Genomic DNA, 17,506 nt, shown 5'->3' with positions numbered 1-17,506 from the left:
ATACCTTCGTCACTATAACGAAGAACGAATTCAAAAAAAATTAGGCTACCTCACACCAAAAGAATTTGGATGTTTGGCAGCCTAATATAGGTGTTTTATATGTGTCTCATAACACTAGGTCAGTTCATAAAGGGATTTTCTTTATGGCTTATGGCTTCAAGACAAACTTGATGCTTTCATCTTCATGGTCGTTAAAGAGTTGGTAAGCTTCACTTGCTTTATCGAGTGGGACTTTATGTGTCACGATTTCTGTTGGATCGAATTCGCCTTTTGTAATTTTATCAAACAGTAAAGGCATGTAGTGAATGACAGGCGCCTGACCCATTTTTAATGTTACATTGCGTTCGAAAATATTCCCAAGTGGGAACATATTGTATTTTGAACCGTATACACCGGTCAGTTGAATCGTCCCAAATTTACGCACGGCATTTAAGCCAATGTCAATTGCACTCAAGGTTCCGCCTTGCAATTTCATCTTTTGCTCGACTTTTTCAACTGCGGACTTTTTCCCGTCCATACCTACGCAATCAATTACTACATCGACGCCACCGTTTGTGATTTCTTTGATATGGCTACCCATATCATCATATTCATCAAAGTTGAATACTTCGACATTGTTCATTTTCACTGCATGTTTTAAACGGTATGGCAAATGATCGACGGCGATTACACGTTTTGCGCCTTTCATCCAAGCGAATTTTTGAGCCATTAAACCAATTGGCCCTGACCCCAAAACGGCCACCGTGTCTCCAGCTTTCATTCCGGAGTTTTCAACACTCCAATAAGCTGTCGGTAAAACGTCAGACATAAAGAGAAGGGATTCATCTTCTAATTCACAAGATTCAGGAATGACAAACGGCATGAAATTCCCATAAGGTACACGCAGGAATTCTGCTTGACCTCCGGAATAATCTCCGTACCTCTCTGTAAAGCCGAAGTAGCCCCCAGTGTCGACTTTTGGATTGTCGTTAGAGTTATCGCATTGACTTTCCATATCGTGATTACAGTAATAACATTCGCCACAAGATATGTTAAACGGTAATACCACGCGATCTCCTTTTTTAACCTTCGTCACTTCCGGTCCCACTTCTTCAACAATTCCCATAGGCTCATGTCCGATTATGTAATCTTTCCGAGCGGGAAGAGCTCCTTGATAAATGTGTAAATCCGATCCACAAATGGCTGTAGAGGTAATTCGAACAATAATATCATCTCGTTTTTGAAGTTTCGGATCTTCGACTTCTTTTACTTTGATATCTTTCGTTCCTTGAAATGTAACTGCCTTCATATACCATCCTCCTCAAATTGTGTTCAACACTAAAAAGTTTACCCTGGCATAAAAATTCAAAACATTACAAAAATATTGCATGAACTTAAAAAAGCAAGTAACTCAGAAATTGAGCTACTTGCTAGTGTGGTTCGTTTTATGTTTTTAATACAATAACAGTGCGATCATCGTGTATAAGGCCTTGACGTTTTTTCTCAACTTCAGTAATAAGATGTTTAGACAAAGTATCAGCTGATAAGGTCAAGTCTGAGTGGCGAATGGAGTCCATCATATCCTCGAATAAATCGCCTTCAAGATTTCCACGGTCTTCAATTAAGCCATCGGTATAAAGAACGACAATATCATCTTTTGATAGCTGAATTGTTTTTGTTTCATAGGAAGCTTCTTTAAAAAAGCCAATCGCTGCTCCCTTGGTTTCTAAGAAGTTGAATGTATTTGTTCCTTTGTTATATAGCAGAGAAGGTTCATGGCCTGCTGAGCAATACTGAAGCATACGAGTTTCTTCATCATAAATCATGGTAAACAACGTCATAAAATGTTCTGACTTGCTATATTTGGAGAACATTCGATTGATAAACTCCACAAATTGATCCGGTTTCTCATGGTGTAAATTAACGTGCTCAATGGCTCCAATCATCAAAGATGTTTGAATGGCAGCTGGAATACCTTTCCCGCTAATATCAGCAATGGTCACCATCGTTTTACTTCCTTGTTTCAGGATGTTATAGAAATCGCCATTTAATCGTTTAAAAGGATACGATACAAAGCCAATCTGATCCCCCGAAGAGATTTCGGAATAGAAATCTTTTTGCACGGCAGCAGCAGTTTCAATTTCAAAATCGGTGACTGATTTTTCTTTTGCTAAACGTTCATTTTCAATGGCTTCACGTAAGTCGCGTAAGGTATAGAAGTAACCTATAATCTTTTTGCTTTCAATTAATGGGAAACGATCAATTTCTACAGGGATTTTTTCGCCTGTATAGGAGGTGATCTCTTCGTAAATTTCTCCAATGGTTGCTTTACTTTCAAACTGACTCATCAGCAATATCTCTGTTGAGTTGGCTGGAAGTTGTAATAATTCTTTCGCTGACATATTTACGTAATGGATGGCCCCTTTGGCGTTCGTTTCGATGATTCCAAGTTCAAGCATGTTAAACATCATTCGGTTGCGATCATGCAAACGTGTGATGTTTTTAAAAGGAGCCTTCACACTGACTGTGAACAAAACGATGAAAAACATAGAATACCCAATGATTTTAAATAAATGTCCAGCCATATTTAGATAGGCATCTACAGATTGATATCGAACAAAAAAGATAGATGATAACACCATAGAAAAAGCGCCAATGATGTATAAATTACGAATGACAATACTATTAAATTTATTTGCATGTTTTAGACAGTGAAAAATTACAAACAGATGCAGAAATACCGTTATCAATTCCAATGAATTTTTGAATAAAGTAGGTGTTCCTTCTAAAATAAGTAGCGGTAAGTCCTGATGAAAAACGAAGATGAAAGCTATTAAAATGATTGAATAAACTGTAGCAATTGCAAACGTGATATTTCGATTTAAGCGACTTGTAATCGTAGGTGTCAAAAAAACGAGGGCTAGAATTGCGCTCTCCGTTAATCTCGCGAGAATCCAAAACCAAGTTGAAGTTAAGGAGCTGCTTTCAATGAAAAATAAAGGCATACCGGAAAATGTCAATGCATGAAATGTATCCAAAATGCCCACGGAGAAGAAAGCAGCCGCTAGTAAGATTGGAAAATGAGCTTTTGCTTCACCATAAGTAATCCAGCTATGAATTGCTATGCTCATTGCAACAAAGATTGAAATCATCTCGAAAAGTAAATGATTGACGGCATGACTGGGTTGAAGTGGTTCATAAAGAGTAGTAAAAAAAGTAGGGAAGATGAAAAAACTTGCACAAACAATGCACAAGACTAAAATATACATATTTAAACGTGCTGTGGTATTAGGGGTAAAAGGATTCATGTTTTCTCCAATGGCTTAACATATATATTTTAGTTCAGAAAGATAATTTACTATAAAAATGTTGTTCTTAGAAAATGTAAGTACTATGTAGCTTTTTAAAGTATTAAAACAGTGAAGTACGACAATAAACTACATCTTACAGATTATACGAGAAAAAAGCCAATCCTTATTATACCAAAGGATTGACTTTTAAAAGCATAATTTATCTACGTTCCAACGGTTTAACTGCGGGACCTTCCAAAACTTCGCCTGTATAGGAGAAACGTGAACCATGGCATGGGCAGTCCCATGACCGTTCACTATTATTCCAATGAACATCACAGCCTAAATGGGTACATGTAGGTTTAACTAAATGTATTTTCCCGTGTTCATCTTTATATGCCCCAGTCTTATGATGGTCAATCATCACAATACGTCCTTCGTCTACCTGTAAATTCTCAAGAGTATCTGAAGGTCGTGTGAATTTTCCTTTCACTAATTCTTTGGCGACATTTGTATTTTCTTTTACAAAGTTTTTCGTATCATGTTGTTTTAGTTTTGATCGAGTCGGCGAGTATAATTCTTTATTGACATTAAATTTATTTTGTACCAGATCGGCTAATAAAAGACCTGCAGCCGTTCCATTTGTCATCCCCCACTTGGCAAATCCGGTTGCTACGAATACATGAGGCAAGCCTGATGTCATTTCGCCGATATAGGGTACACGGTCAAGTGTTTCTAAATCTTGAGCAGACCAATGAGTGTCGATGGACTGGACAGGGAAATGCTGTTTGGCAAATTGGACGAGTGTTTCATAGCGTTCCACTGTAGATTCATCATGTGTAGGATCTTCATATTGTCCAGCTTTGTGACCTTCACCACCGACAATTACGTAATTTTCTCCTTTATCTCCTTTGGCAGTTCGAATGGAACGGGTTGGTTTTTCTACATTGATATACATGCCGTTCAGATGCTCATCTGGTACTCTGACACACACCGCATAGGATCGTTGAGGGGATAATTTTGAAAAATAGAGACCGTTTTTATCGTTAAATGGAAAATGACTTGTCACAAGGACTTGCTTGGCTGTTATTTTCTTCCCGTTCGTCGTTTCGATTACAATTTCATCGTTATGTTTAAGCGAGCTTGCTCGAGTGTTTTCATAAAAAGTCACGCCAAGATTCTGGGCTTCTTTAACTAACCCATTAATATATTTTACGGGATGAAATTGAGCTTGGTTTGGCAAGGTTAATGTTTCACTTACCGGAAATGGTAGTTCATTCATCGATATTGATAATTCACCAGGAATACCGAGCTTGTCATAAGCTGCTTTCTCCGTATGTAATTGGTCCACACCTTGCGAGGTTTGTGCGTAAAGAACGGCATGACGTTCTTCGAAATCACAATCGATGGAAAGTTCGGTTACCCATTTTTGTATTTGTTCACGAGCCTGTTGATTGGCATCATAATATTGACGTGCTGTGGTTTTCCCAAATGTTTGTATTAATTCATCATATATAATCCCGTGCTGTGCCGTTATTTTCGCGGTCGTAAATCCTGTAGTCCCGCTGGCGATTTTGCTGCCTTCAATTACGATTACTTTTACGCCTGCCTTCGCGAGGCTGTATGCTGCAGTCACCCCGGTAATACCAGCTCCTATAATACACACTTCTGCTGAAACATCAGATTCAAATGGTGGATATGTTTTGTTTGAATGTTCTTTTCTCCAATAGGATTTTGTGAATTTAGGTAAGTCGAGTGCACACATAATAAAACCTCCTGCTCGTAGTTTCTTCATTATTACCCTTTTCCAGAAAATACAATCATGGGAAAGGAATAATTTGAACTACATAAGGAGGTGGTATTCATTATATTTCTTCCAGAATAACCATTACCCCAATCAAAATGGGAATTAGGCAAACCAGGAGGAGGATACTCCGCGCAAGCCAAATCGGCAGTTTTTCAAAAAATACAGCAATCAGGAGTATTCCAATTAAGAAAACAATGGAGACGATGATGCTATCGGTTGAAGGGGAATCAATATGATTCAATTCAAATTTATCTCGATCGTATTTGTATACCATAAAATATATACCTACTAAGCCTAGAAGAATCAATGCACTTCCACCCAGGATCCATCCCATAATAAAACCCCCAATTTTTATATAACAAACATACTGCATTCAATTCGAATAATCGATGGGAAAAATATGGTTCATATTTAAAGGAAAATTCTTACGGATGTCGAAATAGGTAATATGCGACACCTAGGGAGGAAATAAAATGTCAAAACGCAAATTAACGATAGACGATCTGAATCAATTAGTTTCGGTTACTCAGCCTACTTTGGCACCGAATCAAAAAGAAGCGGTTTTTGTGCATACAAAAATTGATGACAAAGAAAATACATACCAAGCAAATCTATGGCATGTAGAATTGGACTCAAAAGAATTGACTCAATGGACACATGGTAAAGAGAAAATATCAACCCCTACATATTCTAATGACGGCTCAAAACTTGCGTTTCTATCGACAAGGGACGATAAAAATCAACTATATATATTGTCCACAAAAGGTGGAGAAGCACGTAAATTGACTTCATTCGAAAAAGGAGTTAGTAATTTCGTGTGGTCTCCTTGTGGAAAGAAAATCTGGTTTTCCGCTTCATTGAAAGAAGGAAAGTGCTTTACCGATGAACCGGATAAAGAGGAAAAGAAAAAGCCGGAACCATATGTAGTGGGTAAGATGAAGTACAAAATGGACGGAGTTGGATTGCTGCCGCAAGACAGTTATAAACATATTGGTTCAATTGATATTGAAACTGGGGAAGTAACACAATTTACGGAGGGCAACCATTTTTATTCACTACAGGCAGTTTCACACGATGGCACCAAACTGGTCTTTAGTGTAAATCGTTCAGATAACCAGGATTTCGAATTCCGTCAATCGTTGTATTTGGTAGACGTGGACTCGAAGGAGGAAACGGTTGTTATTGAAGAAGAAGGATACTTCGGCGGTGCCGCATTTTCATTAGATGATAAAAAACTGGCGTTTGTTGGCAGCGAAGCGGCATATAAAAACGCCACACATACCGAGCTTTACGTATATGATATCGATTCAGGTACCCGTGAAATTCTGACGGAAGGCATTGACGCTCCAGTAGGGGATTATGTCGTTGCAGATACCCAGCAAGGAGCAAATGCACCGAGCGTTGTGTGGACGAAAGATAACCATTTATATTTCCAGGTTTCCACAATGGGTGATGTCCGATTGTATGCCGCTTCATTAGAAGGAGAAATGTATCCGGCTACAGGCGAGGATGAATATATTTATGGCTACGATGTTGCGAAATCTGGAGAATTCGCCCTCCTTACACTGTCAAATCCAACTCATATTGGCGAACTTTATATTCAGACAATTGCCACTGGAGAAAGACAGGCGTTAACTTCTTTTAATGAAACATTTGAAAATGAAGTTGAATTGGTGTCACCAGAAGCAATTGTCTATGAAGGTGCAGAAGGATGGGACGTTCATGGGTGGTTAATGAAACCTGCAGGCTATGTACAAGGTGAAAAGTATCCATTAATTGTTGAAATTCATGGTGGTCCGCATGCCATGTATGCCAATACATTTTTCCATGAGCTACAGCTTTTAGCAGCACAAGGGTACGGGGTATTATATGTAAATCCACGTGGCAGTCATGGCTACAGTCAGCAATTCGTCGATGCGGTTCGCGGTAACTATGGCGGCGGTGACTATGAAGACATTATGAAAGGTCTTGATTCGGTACTTGCTGAAAATGACTGGATTGATGAAAGTCGTTTAGGGGTTACTGGTGGAAGCTACGGTGGTTTCATGACAAACTGGATCGTCGGTCATACAAATCGTTTTAAAGCAGCGGTTACGCAACGATCGATTTCCAACTGGGTAAGTTTCTTTGGGGTTTCAGATATCGGCTATTATTTCAATGACTGGCAAATCGGAGCGGATATGACGGATGTTGAGAAACTATGGGATCATTCTCCACTGAAATATGCTAAGAATATCGAAACACCATTATTGATTTTACACAGTGAAAAAGATTTCCGTTGTCCAATCGAACAGGCGGAGCAACTTTACATTACCTTGAAACAAATGAAAAAAGAAACAGGCTTCGTGCGTTTCCCGGATGCGGATCATAACTTGTCGAGAACAGGCTATCCAAATCTACGGTATGCACGACTCGAACAAATTACAGGTTGGTTTGATAAGTATTTATGAGGTGAAAAGATTTGATTGATGCAACTACTCAGGTCCACTTGCGACCTTTTTATGAAGAAGATTTAAGTGATCTATGGGAAATGAGTGCGAAAGAAGAAAATCCTGAATGGAAAAAATGGGACGCACCGTATTATCCATATTCACCCAAAACGTTTGAACAATTTTTATCCGATAAAGAACGCTATTTAAATAGAGAGTTTATGCACGGAATCGAAGTGAACGGTGAACTTATTGGGATGGTGTCGTATTACTGGGAGCATGAACCTTCTTTGTGGCTGGAGATGGGAATCGTTATCTTTAAGCCGGAATATTGGAACGGGGGTTATGGTGCGGAAGCGTTAAGACAATGGACCAACCATCTCTTTAAAACTATGCCGCTTATTCGTGTAGGTTTTACCACCTGGTCCGGAAATTACCGGATGATTCGTGTCGGGGAAAAGCTTGGCATGACAATGGAAGCTCGTATTCGCAAGGTTCGTTTCTATAATGGCACATACTATGACTCGATTCGCATGGGCATTTTACGTGAAGAATGGGAAGCACAATTTAAATGAAATCAAGACCCTTTTCGATTATTCGAAAGGGGTCTTTTTGGATTCGAGAGTAGAAATAAAGCGAAAACTATGCTATAAATAAGTCTGTTAACCTAATACCAAGTAAACTTATTGGAATAATATATGTATAAAAAGGAGAATTTACTATGGGACGTGAATTCGTAAATATTTTTGATGACTGGATACACTCTTATGATGCATCTGTCTCTGGACAAGATCCGGAATACCGCGATGTATTTGATAAATATGAAGAGATTCTTTCTGCAGTTGCCGCTAAGTCAATTGGCACAATTGTTGAATTTGGAACAGGAACTGGCAACTTGACGGCGAAATTAATAGATGCGGGCTTTCCTGTCATTGGGATTGAACCAAATGAAGCAATGCGTAAGGTAACAGCTAAACGTTTTCCTGAATTAGCAATAGTGGATGGGGACTTAATAGCGTTTGAGACACCACAAAAAGTTGATACTTTTGTCAGCTCGTATGTTTTTCATCATTTAACAGATACAGAGAAAGAAAATGCTTTGAACACATATGCTAGTATATTGCCGGTTGGTGGGAAAATCGTATTTGCAGATACTGTATTTGTATCTGAAGAAGCAAAACAAGCTCAGATTACAAAAGAACGCGCCCGTGGATATAACAATGTGGCAGATGATCTGGAACGAGAGTACTATACAACGGTTCCGGTGTTGAAGCAGGCGTTTGAAAAAGCTGGATTTGAAGTTCAGTTCGAACAAATGAATGATTATGTGTGGTTAATGGACGCAACTAAAAAATAAGGAGTGTTTATGATGAAACAAATGAATGTTGAAAGTTTTAACTTAGATCATACAAAAGTAGTGGCACCTTATGTACGTCTTGCAGGTCGCAAAATGGGCAAGAATGGCGATGAAATCCTAAAATATGATATTCGTTTCAAACAACCGAATAAAGAACATATGGAAATGGCAGGTTTACATTCCATCGAACATCTAATGGCTGAAAATATTCGCAACCATACAAATCAAGTGGTCGATATGAGTCCGATGGGATGCCAGACTGGATTTTATCTTGCGGTAATCAACCATGATGATTACGAAGAAATCTTAACGATTCTGGAAAAAACGCTGGAAGATGTCCTTCAAGCTACTGAAGTTCCTGCATGTAATGAAGTGCAATGTGGTTGGGCTGCGAATCACAGTTTAGAAGGTGCGAAAGAAATCGCTCGCGAAATGCTATCGAAGAAAGATGAGTGGCGTAACGTATTTGCGGAGGAAGCATAATGAACGTTTACGGCAGCGTACATGAACTAATCGGTAATACGCCGGTTGTGGAAATCAAAAATATCGAGATTCCTAATAATTGCCGCATATTTGCAAAGCTTGAATTCATGAATCCTGGCGGTAGCGTAAAAGATCGATTGGGCGTTTCTTTACTAAAAGACGCGGAACAATCAGGAAAACTGCTACCAGGTGGTACGATTATCGAACCAACAGCTGGCAACACAGGAATCGGAGTCGCTCTTGCTGCAATAGGTAAAGGATATAACGTTAAATTTGTGGTGCCGCAAAAGTTCAGCATGGAAAAACAAACACTGATGCGAGCATTAGGCGCTGAAATAATAAATACACCTACTGAATTTGGAATGAAAGGAGCCATTGAAAAAGCGGCGGAGCTTGTTAAAGAAACTCCTGGTGCTTTTTCACCTTCTCAATTTTCAAATCCAGCTAATCCTGAAACATATGTCCATACATTAGGACCAGAACTTTGGCGTGATTTAGACGGACAAATAGACGTCTTCGTCGCAGGCGCAGGTTCTGGAGGTACGTTCATGGGTACAACGAAGTATTTAAAGGGACAAAATGCAGAGATTAAGACGGTGATTGTGGAACCTGAAGGCTCTATTTTAAATGGTGGAGAACCCGGTTCGCATTATACGGAAGGCATCGGAATGGAATTTTTACCAGCCTATATGGACACAGATTACTTTAATGCCATCCATACGGTTACGGATAAGAATGCCTTTGCGAAACTGCGTGTATTGTCTAAAAAAGAAGGGCTTCTCGTAGGTAGTTCGTCAGGAGCGGCATTTTATGCTGCGCTAGAAGAAGCGAAAGTCGCTAAACCTGGCAGCCATATCGTCACTATCTTTGCAGATTCAAGCGAACGCTATTTAAGTCAAAAAGTTTATGAATTACTGAAGGAGGATGAAGCAGAGTGAGACCAAAAACGAAATTAATTCACGCGGGAATTGTAGGGGACGAGACGACAGGTGCGGTTTCTACACCAATTTATCAAGTAAGCACATATAAACAGGATGCCGTAGGTGATTTTCGTGGCTATGAATATTCACGCACAGGGAATCCAACCCGCCATGCACTTGAAGTATTAATCAGTGATCTCGAAGGTGGCCATGCAGGCTTCGCTTTCGGTTCAGGAATGGCTGCAATCAGTTCAGTCATGATGCTTTTCAATGCAGGTGATCATATTGTGATGACGGATGATGTATACGGTGGTACATACCGTGTCATGACAAAAGTATTGAACCGTTTCGGAATTGAATCCACGTTTGTTGATTCATCAAACGCTGCTGAATTTGAAGCGGCAATTAAAGAAAACACAAAAGCGGTCTTTATTGAATCTCCAACCAATCCGTTATTGAAAATCACGGATATTGCGGAAATCGCTAAATTAGCAAAAGCAAAAGGCTTGCTGACGATAGTTGATAACACATTTATGACACCTTACTTGCAACAACCGCTAGCACTTGGAGCGGATATTGTATTGCACAGTGCTACGAAATATATCGGTGGCCATAGTGATGTAGTTGCTGGACTGGTAGTTGTTGCAACTGAAGAGTTAGCGAAAGACCTGCACTTTGTTCAAAACTCAGTGGGTGCAATTTTAGGGCCACAAGATTCGTGGTTATTGATTCGTGGCTTGAAGACACTTGGAATCCGCATGGAAGAAACGAATTCAAATGCGAAACGTATAGCGGATTTCCTGGTTGCACATGAAGCTGTAGGAAAAGTGTTCTATCCAGGATTGGCATCACATGTTGGTCACGACATTATGAAAAATCAGGCTACTGGCTTTGGCGGCATGATTTCTTTTGATGTTGGCAGTACTGAAAAAGCCGATCAGTTACTCAAGAAATTGAAATACTTCACACTTGCAGAAAGTCTTGGAGCGGTGGAAAGCTTAATTTCCGTACCGGCCAGAATGACGCACGCTTCCATTCCAGCAGACCGCCGTCAGGAACTAGGGATTCTAGATGGCCTTGTGCGTATTTCAGTTGGTATCGAAGACGTAGAAGATTTACTTGAAGATTTAGAGCAAGGATTAGCTTAATAATACTCGTAGATTTCAGCCACTCCATTATTTATAGGGAGTGGTTTTTTCTTTTGTCTCTGTTAAACGATGGTGCGGGCGGGCAATTTAGATGCTGTTCATTACGGTGATTCCAACGAAACTCGAGATTCGTTCAACGAAATCTTCATATTGTCCAACGAAACTCTGAATTCGTCCAACGAAATGTCAGCTCTCTCATCAAAAGAACCGAAAATCTTGTTGTGAGTGAATGTCATATTGGGGTGATGGAGTCTAGGGGACAATTCGCAGCCGAGCAGTGACTTTTCTTTACAGTATCAGATACTATTTCTCCTCTTCCAAAACATATTCTATAAAACGGAAAGGATGTTGCAATGAAAAAAATCATTTTGCTTATTAGTTTATTGTTCGTAATCCTTTGCACACTTTTTGGGATTCGTTATGGTCAAATATTGACTGCTAATGAAGGGACGATTCGACTTGGTATGGCTGCAGCCGTTCTCGATTTTACTGGACGTGAGTATGTAAAGTTCGAGGAAACGGAATATGTGAAACGCTATATTACTGAATACCAGGAAGAAGCTTCATTGGAACTTGTGAAGAACATTATGAGTAATCTGGGATGGTCCTATGAAACGCAAGAAGGCGCGGCTCTATTTTTTCGGAAAGACAAAGATACGATTGTGGTAGAAACCGAAGTTTTTCTAAAAGATTATTTTTTATGGGACATGCCTCTTGAAGCATCTGATTCAAAGTAGGTTTTCAGTATTTTTTCCATTTATTACTAGACAGATGAAAATCACAATTTTATATTTTAATAGTGGTTACTTATATATTCTTCAACATGAAAACTCTTAAGAGGAGTCGGTACGCATGTTTCATACAATTGTCGTTGGTGCAGGGCAGGCTGGATTAGCCATGAGTTATTTTTTAATGAAGAACAAGAAGGATTTTCTCGTTCTTGATAAAGGATTAGCGATAGGTGAGAGCTGGTCCAGCAGATATGACTCATTAGTTCTTTTTACACCACGTTTATATAACTCGCTACCAGGATTGGCAATGGAAGGAGATTTACATGGTTTACCTTCAAAAGATGAGGTCAGCCGCTACTTATCTCGTTATGCCAAAGCCTATCAATTCCCAATTCAATTTAATACAGAAGTCCAAGTGGTTGTTCAAAATGACGATTATTCTTTTACGGTAACGACAGACAATGGTGTTTATCAAACCAGAAATATAGTCATTGCAACAGGACCTTTCCATAATAAATTTGTTCCTCCCATTTCCAAATCAATTGATCATCGTGTTATTCAATTGCATTCATCAGAGTTTCGTAATAAAAATCAATTACAGGAAGGCAATGTTCTGGTGGTTGGCGGTGGAAACAGTGGAGCACAGATTGCTGTGGAATTATCTGAATCAAAGAAGACGTATTTAGCGGTCAGTAAAAAACCTGATTATATGCCATTAATGGTCATGGGAAAGAGCATCTTTTATTGGTTCGATAAATTGGGAATTTTAAATGCGGCTTCTCATTCAAAGCTAGGTAAATTCATACGAAAAAAAGGAGATCCGATTTTTGGTCAGGATTTGAAAATTGCGTTGAAACAAAGCAGGATTGTAATGAAATCGAGAGTCATAGAGTGTAAGGATAATGTAGTCATGTTCGATGATACTTCTACGTTACCTGTCCAAAATATTATCTGGTCCACCGGATTTAAATCAGACTATTCATGGGTTCAAATAAATGGGGTTGTAAGCGAAAAAAATGAAGTCATCCATCAAAGAGGAGTCAGTCCTGTTAAGGGAGTCTATTTTATTGGATTGCCCTGGCAAAGCAAAAGAGGTTCTGCACTTCTTCAAGGGGTTGGGGACGACGCAGAGTTTCTGATGACTTATTTAAATGATTAGTCAAACCGAAATTCTAAACAATGCAAGAAGAGCTACTCCATGGTGACATCTATGGAGTAGCTCTTCTTTATTTTATTTACCCTTAAAGACTGGTTTCCTTTTCTCGCCAAAAGCAATTAATGCTTCAACACGGTCTTCAGTCGGAATTGTTATTTCGTAGGCTTTGCGTTCAATGTTCAGGCCGGTATGTAAATCAGCGTTCATGCCGTGTTTGATGGCAAATTTCGCTTGTTGTACGGCGATTGGACCGTTCGCTAAAATCAGATTGGCGAACTTCCCCGTTTCTTCAAGCAAACTTCCACGGGACACCACTTTTGTTAAAATACCATAAGCCAGTGCTTCATTAGCGGTTAAGCGACGGGCAGTCAGGATTAATTCAAGGGCCTTAGCTTCTCCGATTAAACGAGGTAAGCGTTGGGTACCACCAGCTCCTGGTATGATTGCTAAACTTGTTTCAGTCAAACCAAGTAAAATATCATCGGATGCAATACGGAAATCGCAAGCAAGAGCAAGTTCCATCCCTCCGCCAAAAGAGTGGCCATTCATCATGGCAATCGTAGGTTGTGGCAAGTTTTCGATGGCTGAGAACACTTCACCGATTTTGTAGATATTGCGTTTTACTTGTTGTTCTGTCAAAGTTTTGCGTTCTTTTAAATCTGCACCTACACTGAATGCTTTTTCACCTGAACCTGTGAAGACAACAAGACGAATGTCCGGGTTGATGCGAATGGCTTCGGCAACCTGACCAAGTTCTCTCAACATATCATAATTAAAGGCGTTCATAGAGTCCGGACGATTAAGTGTGATGATAGCTAAATTGCCGTTTTGTTCGTAACGTATAGTTTCCATGGTAATTCCCCCTTATAATGTTCACAATTTTGAAAGTTTTTCCCCTTCAAAACATATCACTTTTTGGACGTTGTCGCCATCTCTCTCTATAATGATAGGCAAAGGAGGCGCTTGAAATGGAACGTTTAGCAATTTACCGGATTTATCGCATTGTCTGGATGTCCGTAAAGTTTTTTACACAAGTAACGCTTTTTCAGCGCCGCTATAAAGGTCGTTTTACACCGGCTGTCAATGAAAAATGGGAGCGTCTTGTGACGAGGCAAGCGAAAGAATATAAAAGAACAGCCCTCAAACTTGGCGGATTAATGATTAAAATGGGACAGTTTTTATCGACACGTGCTGACATCATGCCACCTTCATTTATTGCAGAGTTGGAAGGGTTGACCGACCGTGTACCAGCTGTTCCGAGAGCAAGAGCCATTGAACTTTTGGAACAGGAATGGAATGCAGTTCATACGGATACGATCATGAATCTTTCGGATAAACCTGTTGCTTCTGCATCGATCGGCGAAGTATATAAAGGCAATCTGAAAGACGGTACGCCTGTGGCAGTAAAAATCCAACGGCCGGATATCGAGCGCATTTTACGTGCCGATTTTCGGGCCATGAAAATTGTGATTTGGCTGGCCAAACGTTTCACGGCATTTGGCAAACAAATCAATTTCAATTTGTTGTATAGCGAGATGGTCAATACAATTGGTGCTGAGCTTAATTTTTTACAGGAACTACGCAATGGTCGCAGCTTTGCGGATCGTTTCGCATCGATGCCGGGTGTCCGTTTTCCTGTGTATTATGATGAATTTTCAACACGTCGTGTTCTTGTGATGGAATGGATTGAAGGTGCCCGTATTACTGATCTTGCATTTATAGATGCGAATGGGATCAACCGGCGCAATCTATCAGAGCGATTATTTCGTTTGTTTTTAGAGCAAGTGCTGGATGGGGGACAATTTCACGCGGATCCACACGGTGGGAATATCTTGATTAAACCTGATGGGACGATTGTGTTGATTGATTTCGGAATGGTCGGTTCTATTAGCAAAGAGGAAGCCCGTTCTGTTTTGAAAGTTGTCGAAGGAGTTCTGCTCAAACAATATGATCGGGTATTGGATGGTCTCGAAGAGTTAAGATTCTTGTTGCCGCAGGCAGACCGCCGATTATTGGCAAATGCAATTGCCAGAGTGGTTGCAGCGTATGAATCGGAAGAATTGACACAAATGGATAGCTTCGTCGTTGACCGATTGCTGGATGATTTAAAAGGGATTGTCCGAACACAACCCGTACAGTTGCCTGCAGAATTCGCCTTTTTTGGCAGGGCAGTCTCAACGTTTATCGGTGTTCTTCATGTTCTGGATCCGAAAGTGGATTTACTTGCTATCGCCCGTCCGCGAGTTCTCGAATGGGCGACGACACAAAAAGATGGGGACCAATCATTTTCGAAAGAGGATGCGGTTCGTTTCGCATTAAAAGCTATCGGACCATTTCGTGAAATCCCGCAAAAAGTACTTACTTTCCTGGATGAACCAACACGAATGCGCGAATATATGCAAATTCGGGATGCAGAATCCAAAATGTTACGATACCGACTGCAAACAAGAATGTTTGCCGGCATCATTTCGGTTTTGTCTTTGGGCACTGGATTTTACGCGATATGGGATGAGCACTCTCCATTAATGGTGACGTCCGGAATATTCTTTGTCGCTTCCGCATGGGTGTATCGGGGAAAATCATATAATTAAGAACAAACCATCTCTTGTGAGGTGGTTTTTTTGATGTTTTTTAATGTCGTGTAGCTGCTGTCATCTCAACTTAAGGTTAACTTAAGTGATACACAGCAACACTTTCAGCGAAATTCCCCTGAATTTCCACTTGTATTTTTTTGAAATGAGCGTACAATATAAAATACGAACAAACGTTCTTAAAGGAGGCGAAAACGTGCCGCTCATTCCATCCGAAAGTTTACCCTATTTTGAAAAAATGATTTATCTTCCTATGGTATTGACCATTTTGGAGCGCGACCGGGAGACAGTTGAAAAAGGACCATTCAAGTTGAAGAGACCTTATGTTGCCATGATTGATCAAGCAGTGAAGGAAGCGCAGCGTGAATTGAAGGATACAAAACTTTATTTGCGCCAACACAACATGAAAGTCATCCGGGGAAATCACGATGACACCTTTACCGAATATGTTTTTTTTCATGGTGGATACGAAGAGCATCGCCGCTATTTGAACGTACGATTGCGCAATCGGGTTGAGGAGTTGCTGGGTGTGTATTTGTCAATTGCAAAACAGGCGAATTGACGGAGGACAGAATAAAATAATAAGCCCTTGCAGGAAGCAAAGGGCTTAAATATATGTATTATCTTTTAGGATTTTTACGGGTTGGCAAATATGTAAGTTTTGACTGCGAAAAAGGATGGTTCATTTGATCACGCGTTTTTTGGAAACGATTCGTCAGGAAATGGGAAAGTACAAATTGTCTGCACATGGTTGAATACGAAACATTAACCGGCAGGACTTGAGAATTAGTGAAGTGAACTAAACATTGGTTGTGGGAATTAATTGAATAGCTATCGATAGCAGAAAAGGAAATCCAAATATTTCCCTCTGATTCGGCTGATAGGGTAGGCATCATGATTAAAGGAACTCCGAAATCATGTGAAATCATGAGAGGGAGCTTATGTAAATGCCCGATGGATTCACGAGAGAAAAAAGTAGCCAGCTTATATGAATTCCCATAAAAAATAAGTGATTTTTTTATGATTGCGCTAGGCTTCATTTTAACTAGAAATTCAATATGGTTTTCAATGACTCGAGTATAAAGATTATTTTCAATCCAGATCGGTACAAGTGCAATTGTATTAAATGAAACGAGATAATTCGATGCAGCAGAGAATTTTTTGTCCATCCATTCACATCCCCTATAGTAGACTACAAACCCTATTATAGAGAAATTTGGAAATTATGCAAGACTGATTGACTAATTATTATAAATATTAAGAAAAAATAAATCATAGGGAATTTTCAGAAAAAACATTTGCAACTTCCTGGGTTTTTTACTTATAATAGAAAAAAGGCATCCGAGGTGATTGCAATGGATAAGTATTATTCATATGCTGATTTTCTGAAAGCGATGGGGCGAAATCAGACCGTTAGTGAAGCTGAAAAGTTGTTGAACGATATTTACATGGACTTGTTTTTAAACCATGTCCATCGCGAACAACGAAAAGAACGCTTGCTGACCCTGATTGATGGTGCGCTCGATCTGAAAGATAAAGAATCGTTTGTGGCATATACAAGCGAATTACGTCAGTTGCAACAAGAAAGTGTGTAAATTTCAGTTCCTATAGACAT

The 17,506-nt window shown here is 39.7% G+C and carries 17 protein-coding genes; 11 read left to right on the top strand and 6 right to left on the bottom strand.

Translation table 11 applies throughout. The features are described 5' to 3' along the window. Positions 1 to 148: 148 nt before the first annotated feature. From M9R32_RS10100 to M9R32_RS10085, 4 genes are all read right to left on the bottom strand, one after another. Entirely contained in the window at positions 149 to 1,288 is a 1,140-nt protein-coding gene (locus M9R32_RS10100; RefSeq protein WP_269926620.1) for a zinc-dependent alcohol dehydrogenase, read from the bottom strand. A 136-nt stretch (positions 1,289 to 1,424) separates the two neighbouring features. After that, complete coding sequence (locus M9R32_RS10095; RefSeq protein ID WP_269926619.1) at positions 1,425 to 3,248, bottom strand: SpoIIE family protein phosphatase; 1,824 nt, start codon at positions 3,246 to 3,248, stop codon at positions 1,425 to 1,427. Between the two features lie 241 nt (positions 3,249 to 3,489). Then, positions 3,490 to 5,064 carry an FAD-dependent oxidoreductase gene (locus tag M9R32_RS10090; protein WP_336283072.1) on the bottom strand — a complete coding sequence of 525 codons (1,575 nt, stop codon included), beginning with the start codon at positions 5,062 to 5,064 and terminating at the stop codon, positions 3,490 to 3,492. A gap of 70 nt (positions 5,065 to 5,134) precedes the next feature. Next, a complete protein-coding gene (locus M9R32_RS10085) occupies positions 5,135 to 5,410 on the bottom strand; it encodes a hypothetical protein (protein WP_269926618.1) in 276 nt (91 codons plus the stop codon). 139 nt (positions 5,411 to 5,549) lie between these two features. Here M9R32_RS10085 and M9R32_RS10080 point away from each other — a divergent pair, with 139 nt between their 5' ends. The 8 genes from M9R32_RS10080 (at position 5,550) to M9R32_RS10045 (ending at position 13,303) form a co-directional block, all read left to right on the top strand. Further along, complete coding sequence (locus M9R32_RS10080) at positions 5,550 to 7,526, top strand: S9 family peptidase (RefSeq protein WP_269926617.1); 1,977 nt, start codon at positions 5,550 to 5,552, stop codon at positions 7,524 to 7,526. 11 nt (positions 7,527 to 7,537) lie between these two features. After that, on the top strand, positions 7,538 to 8,080 hold the full coding sequence (locus M9R32_RS10075) for a GNAT family N-acetyltransferase (RefSeq protein WP_269926616.1): 543 nt from the start codon (positions 7,538 to 7,540) through the stop codon (positions 8,078 to 8,080). Positions 8,081 to 8,226: 146 nt separating this feature from the next. After that, positions 8,227 to 8,862: a class I SAM-dependent methyltransferase gene (locus M9R32_RS10070; RefSeq protein ID WP_269926615.1), complete on the top strand. Its 636-nt coding sequence runs from the start codon at positions 8,227 to 8,229 to the stop codon at positions 8,860 to 8,862. Positions 8,863 to 8,874: 12 nt separating this feature from the next. Then, positions 8,875 to 9,345 carry an S-ribosylhomocysteine lyase gene (locus tag M9R32_RS10065; RefSeq protein ID WP_269926614.1) on the top strand — a complete coding sequence of 157 codons (471 nt, stop codon included), beginning with the start codon at positions 8,875 to 8,877 and terminating at the stop codon, positions 9,343 to 9,345. After that, positions 9,345 to 10,283, top strand: coding sequence for a PLP-dependent cysteine synthase family protein (locus M9R32_RS10060; RefSeq protein ID WP_269926613.1), 939 nt, complete (start codon positions 9,345 to 9,347; stop codon positions 10,281 to 10,283). The genes M9R32_RS10065 and M9R32_RS10060 overlap by 1 nt, the downstream gene beginning before the upstream one ends. Next, the gene (locus M9R32_RS10055; protein WP_269926612.1) at positions 10,280 to 11,413 is read left to right on the top strand and encodes a bifunctional cystathionine gamma-lyase/homocysteine desulfhydrase; all 1,134 of its coding nucleotides are present in this window, start codon (positions 10,280 to 10,282) and stop codon (positions 11,411 to 11,413) included. Before M9R32_RS10060 ends, M9R32_RS10055 begins: the two co-directional genes overlap by 4 nt. Positions 11,414 to 11,766: 353 nt before the next feature. Further along, positions 11,767 to 12,150, top strand: a complete 384-nt coding sequence (locus M9R32_RS10050; RefSeq protein ID WP_269926611.1) for a hypothetical protein — start codon at positions 11,767 to 11,769, stop codon at positions 12,148 to 12,150. Positions 12,151 to 12,265: 115 nt separating this feature from the next. Further along, positions 12,266 to 13,303, top strand: a complete 1,038-nt coding sequence (locus M9R32_RS10045) for a flavin-containing monooxygenase (RefSeq protein WP_269926610.1) — start codon at positions 12,266 to 12,268, stop codon at positions 13,301 to 13,303. 72 nt (positions 13,304 to 13,375) lie between these two features. Here the strand turns inward: M9R32_RS10045 and M9R32_RS10040 are convergent, their stop codons facing one another. Further along, positions 13,376 to 14,152, bottom strand: a complete 777-nt coding sequence (locus tag M9R32_RS10040; RefSeq protein WP_269926609.1) for an enoyl-CoA hydratase-related protein — start codon at positions 14,150 to 14,152, stop codon at positions 13,376 to 13,378. 116 nt (positions 14,153 to 14,268) lie between these two features. On the opposite strand from M9R32_RS10040, the gene M9R32_RS10035 reads away from it, so the two are divergent. Both M9R32_RS10035 and M9R32_RS10030 read left to right on the top strand, forming a co-directional pair. Further along, complete coding sequence (locus M9R32_RS10035) at positions 14,269 to 15,891, top strand: ABC1 kinase family protein (RefSeq protein WP_269926608.1); 1,623 nt, start codon at positions 14,269 to 14,271, stop codon at positions 15,889 to 15,891. 196 nt (positions 15,892 to 16,087) lie between these two features. Continuing rightward, entirely contained in the window at positions 16,088 to 16,453 is a 366-nt protein-coding gene (locus M9R32_RS10030; protein WP_269926607.1) for a YhjD family protein, read from the top strand. Between the two features lie 58 nt (positions 16,454 to 16,511). Here M9R32_RS10030 and M9R32_RS10025 read toward each other — a convergent pair whose 3' ends face one another. After that, positions 16,512 to 17,060, bottom strand: coding sequence for a competence protein ComK (locus M9R32_RS10025; RefSeq protein ID WP_269926606.1), 549 nt, complete (start codon positions 17,058 to 17,060; stop codon positions 16,512 to 16,514). A gap of 186 nt (positions 17,061 to 17,246) precedes the next feature. Here M9R32_RS10025 and M9R32_RS10020 point away from each other — a divergent pair, with 186 nt between their 5' ends. Continuing rightward, positions 17,247 to 17,486 (top strand): IDEAL domain-containing protein, encoded by a 240-nt coding sequence (locus tag M9R32_RS10020; RefSeq protein ID WP_269926605.1) that lies wholly within the window; start codon positions 17,247 to 17,249, stop codon positions 17,484 to 17,486. Positions 17,487 to 17,506: the final 20 nt, after the last annotated feature.

The sequence above is a fragment of the Paenisporosarcina quisquiliarum genome (assembly GCF_027563315.1).
Taxonomy (GTDB): Bacteria; Bacillota; Bacilli; order Bacillales_A; family Planococcaceae; genus Paenisporosarcina; species Paenisporosarcina quisquiliarum.
The sequence above is the reverse complement of the archived record's forward strand: the minus strand, read 5'-3'. Positions and strand labels throughout refer to the sequence as shown.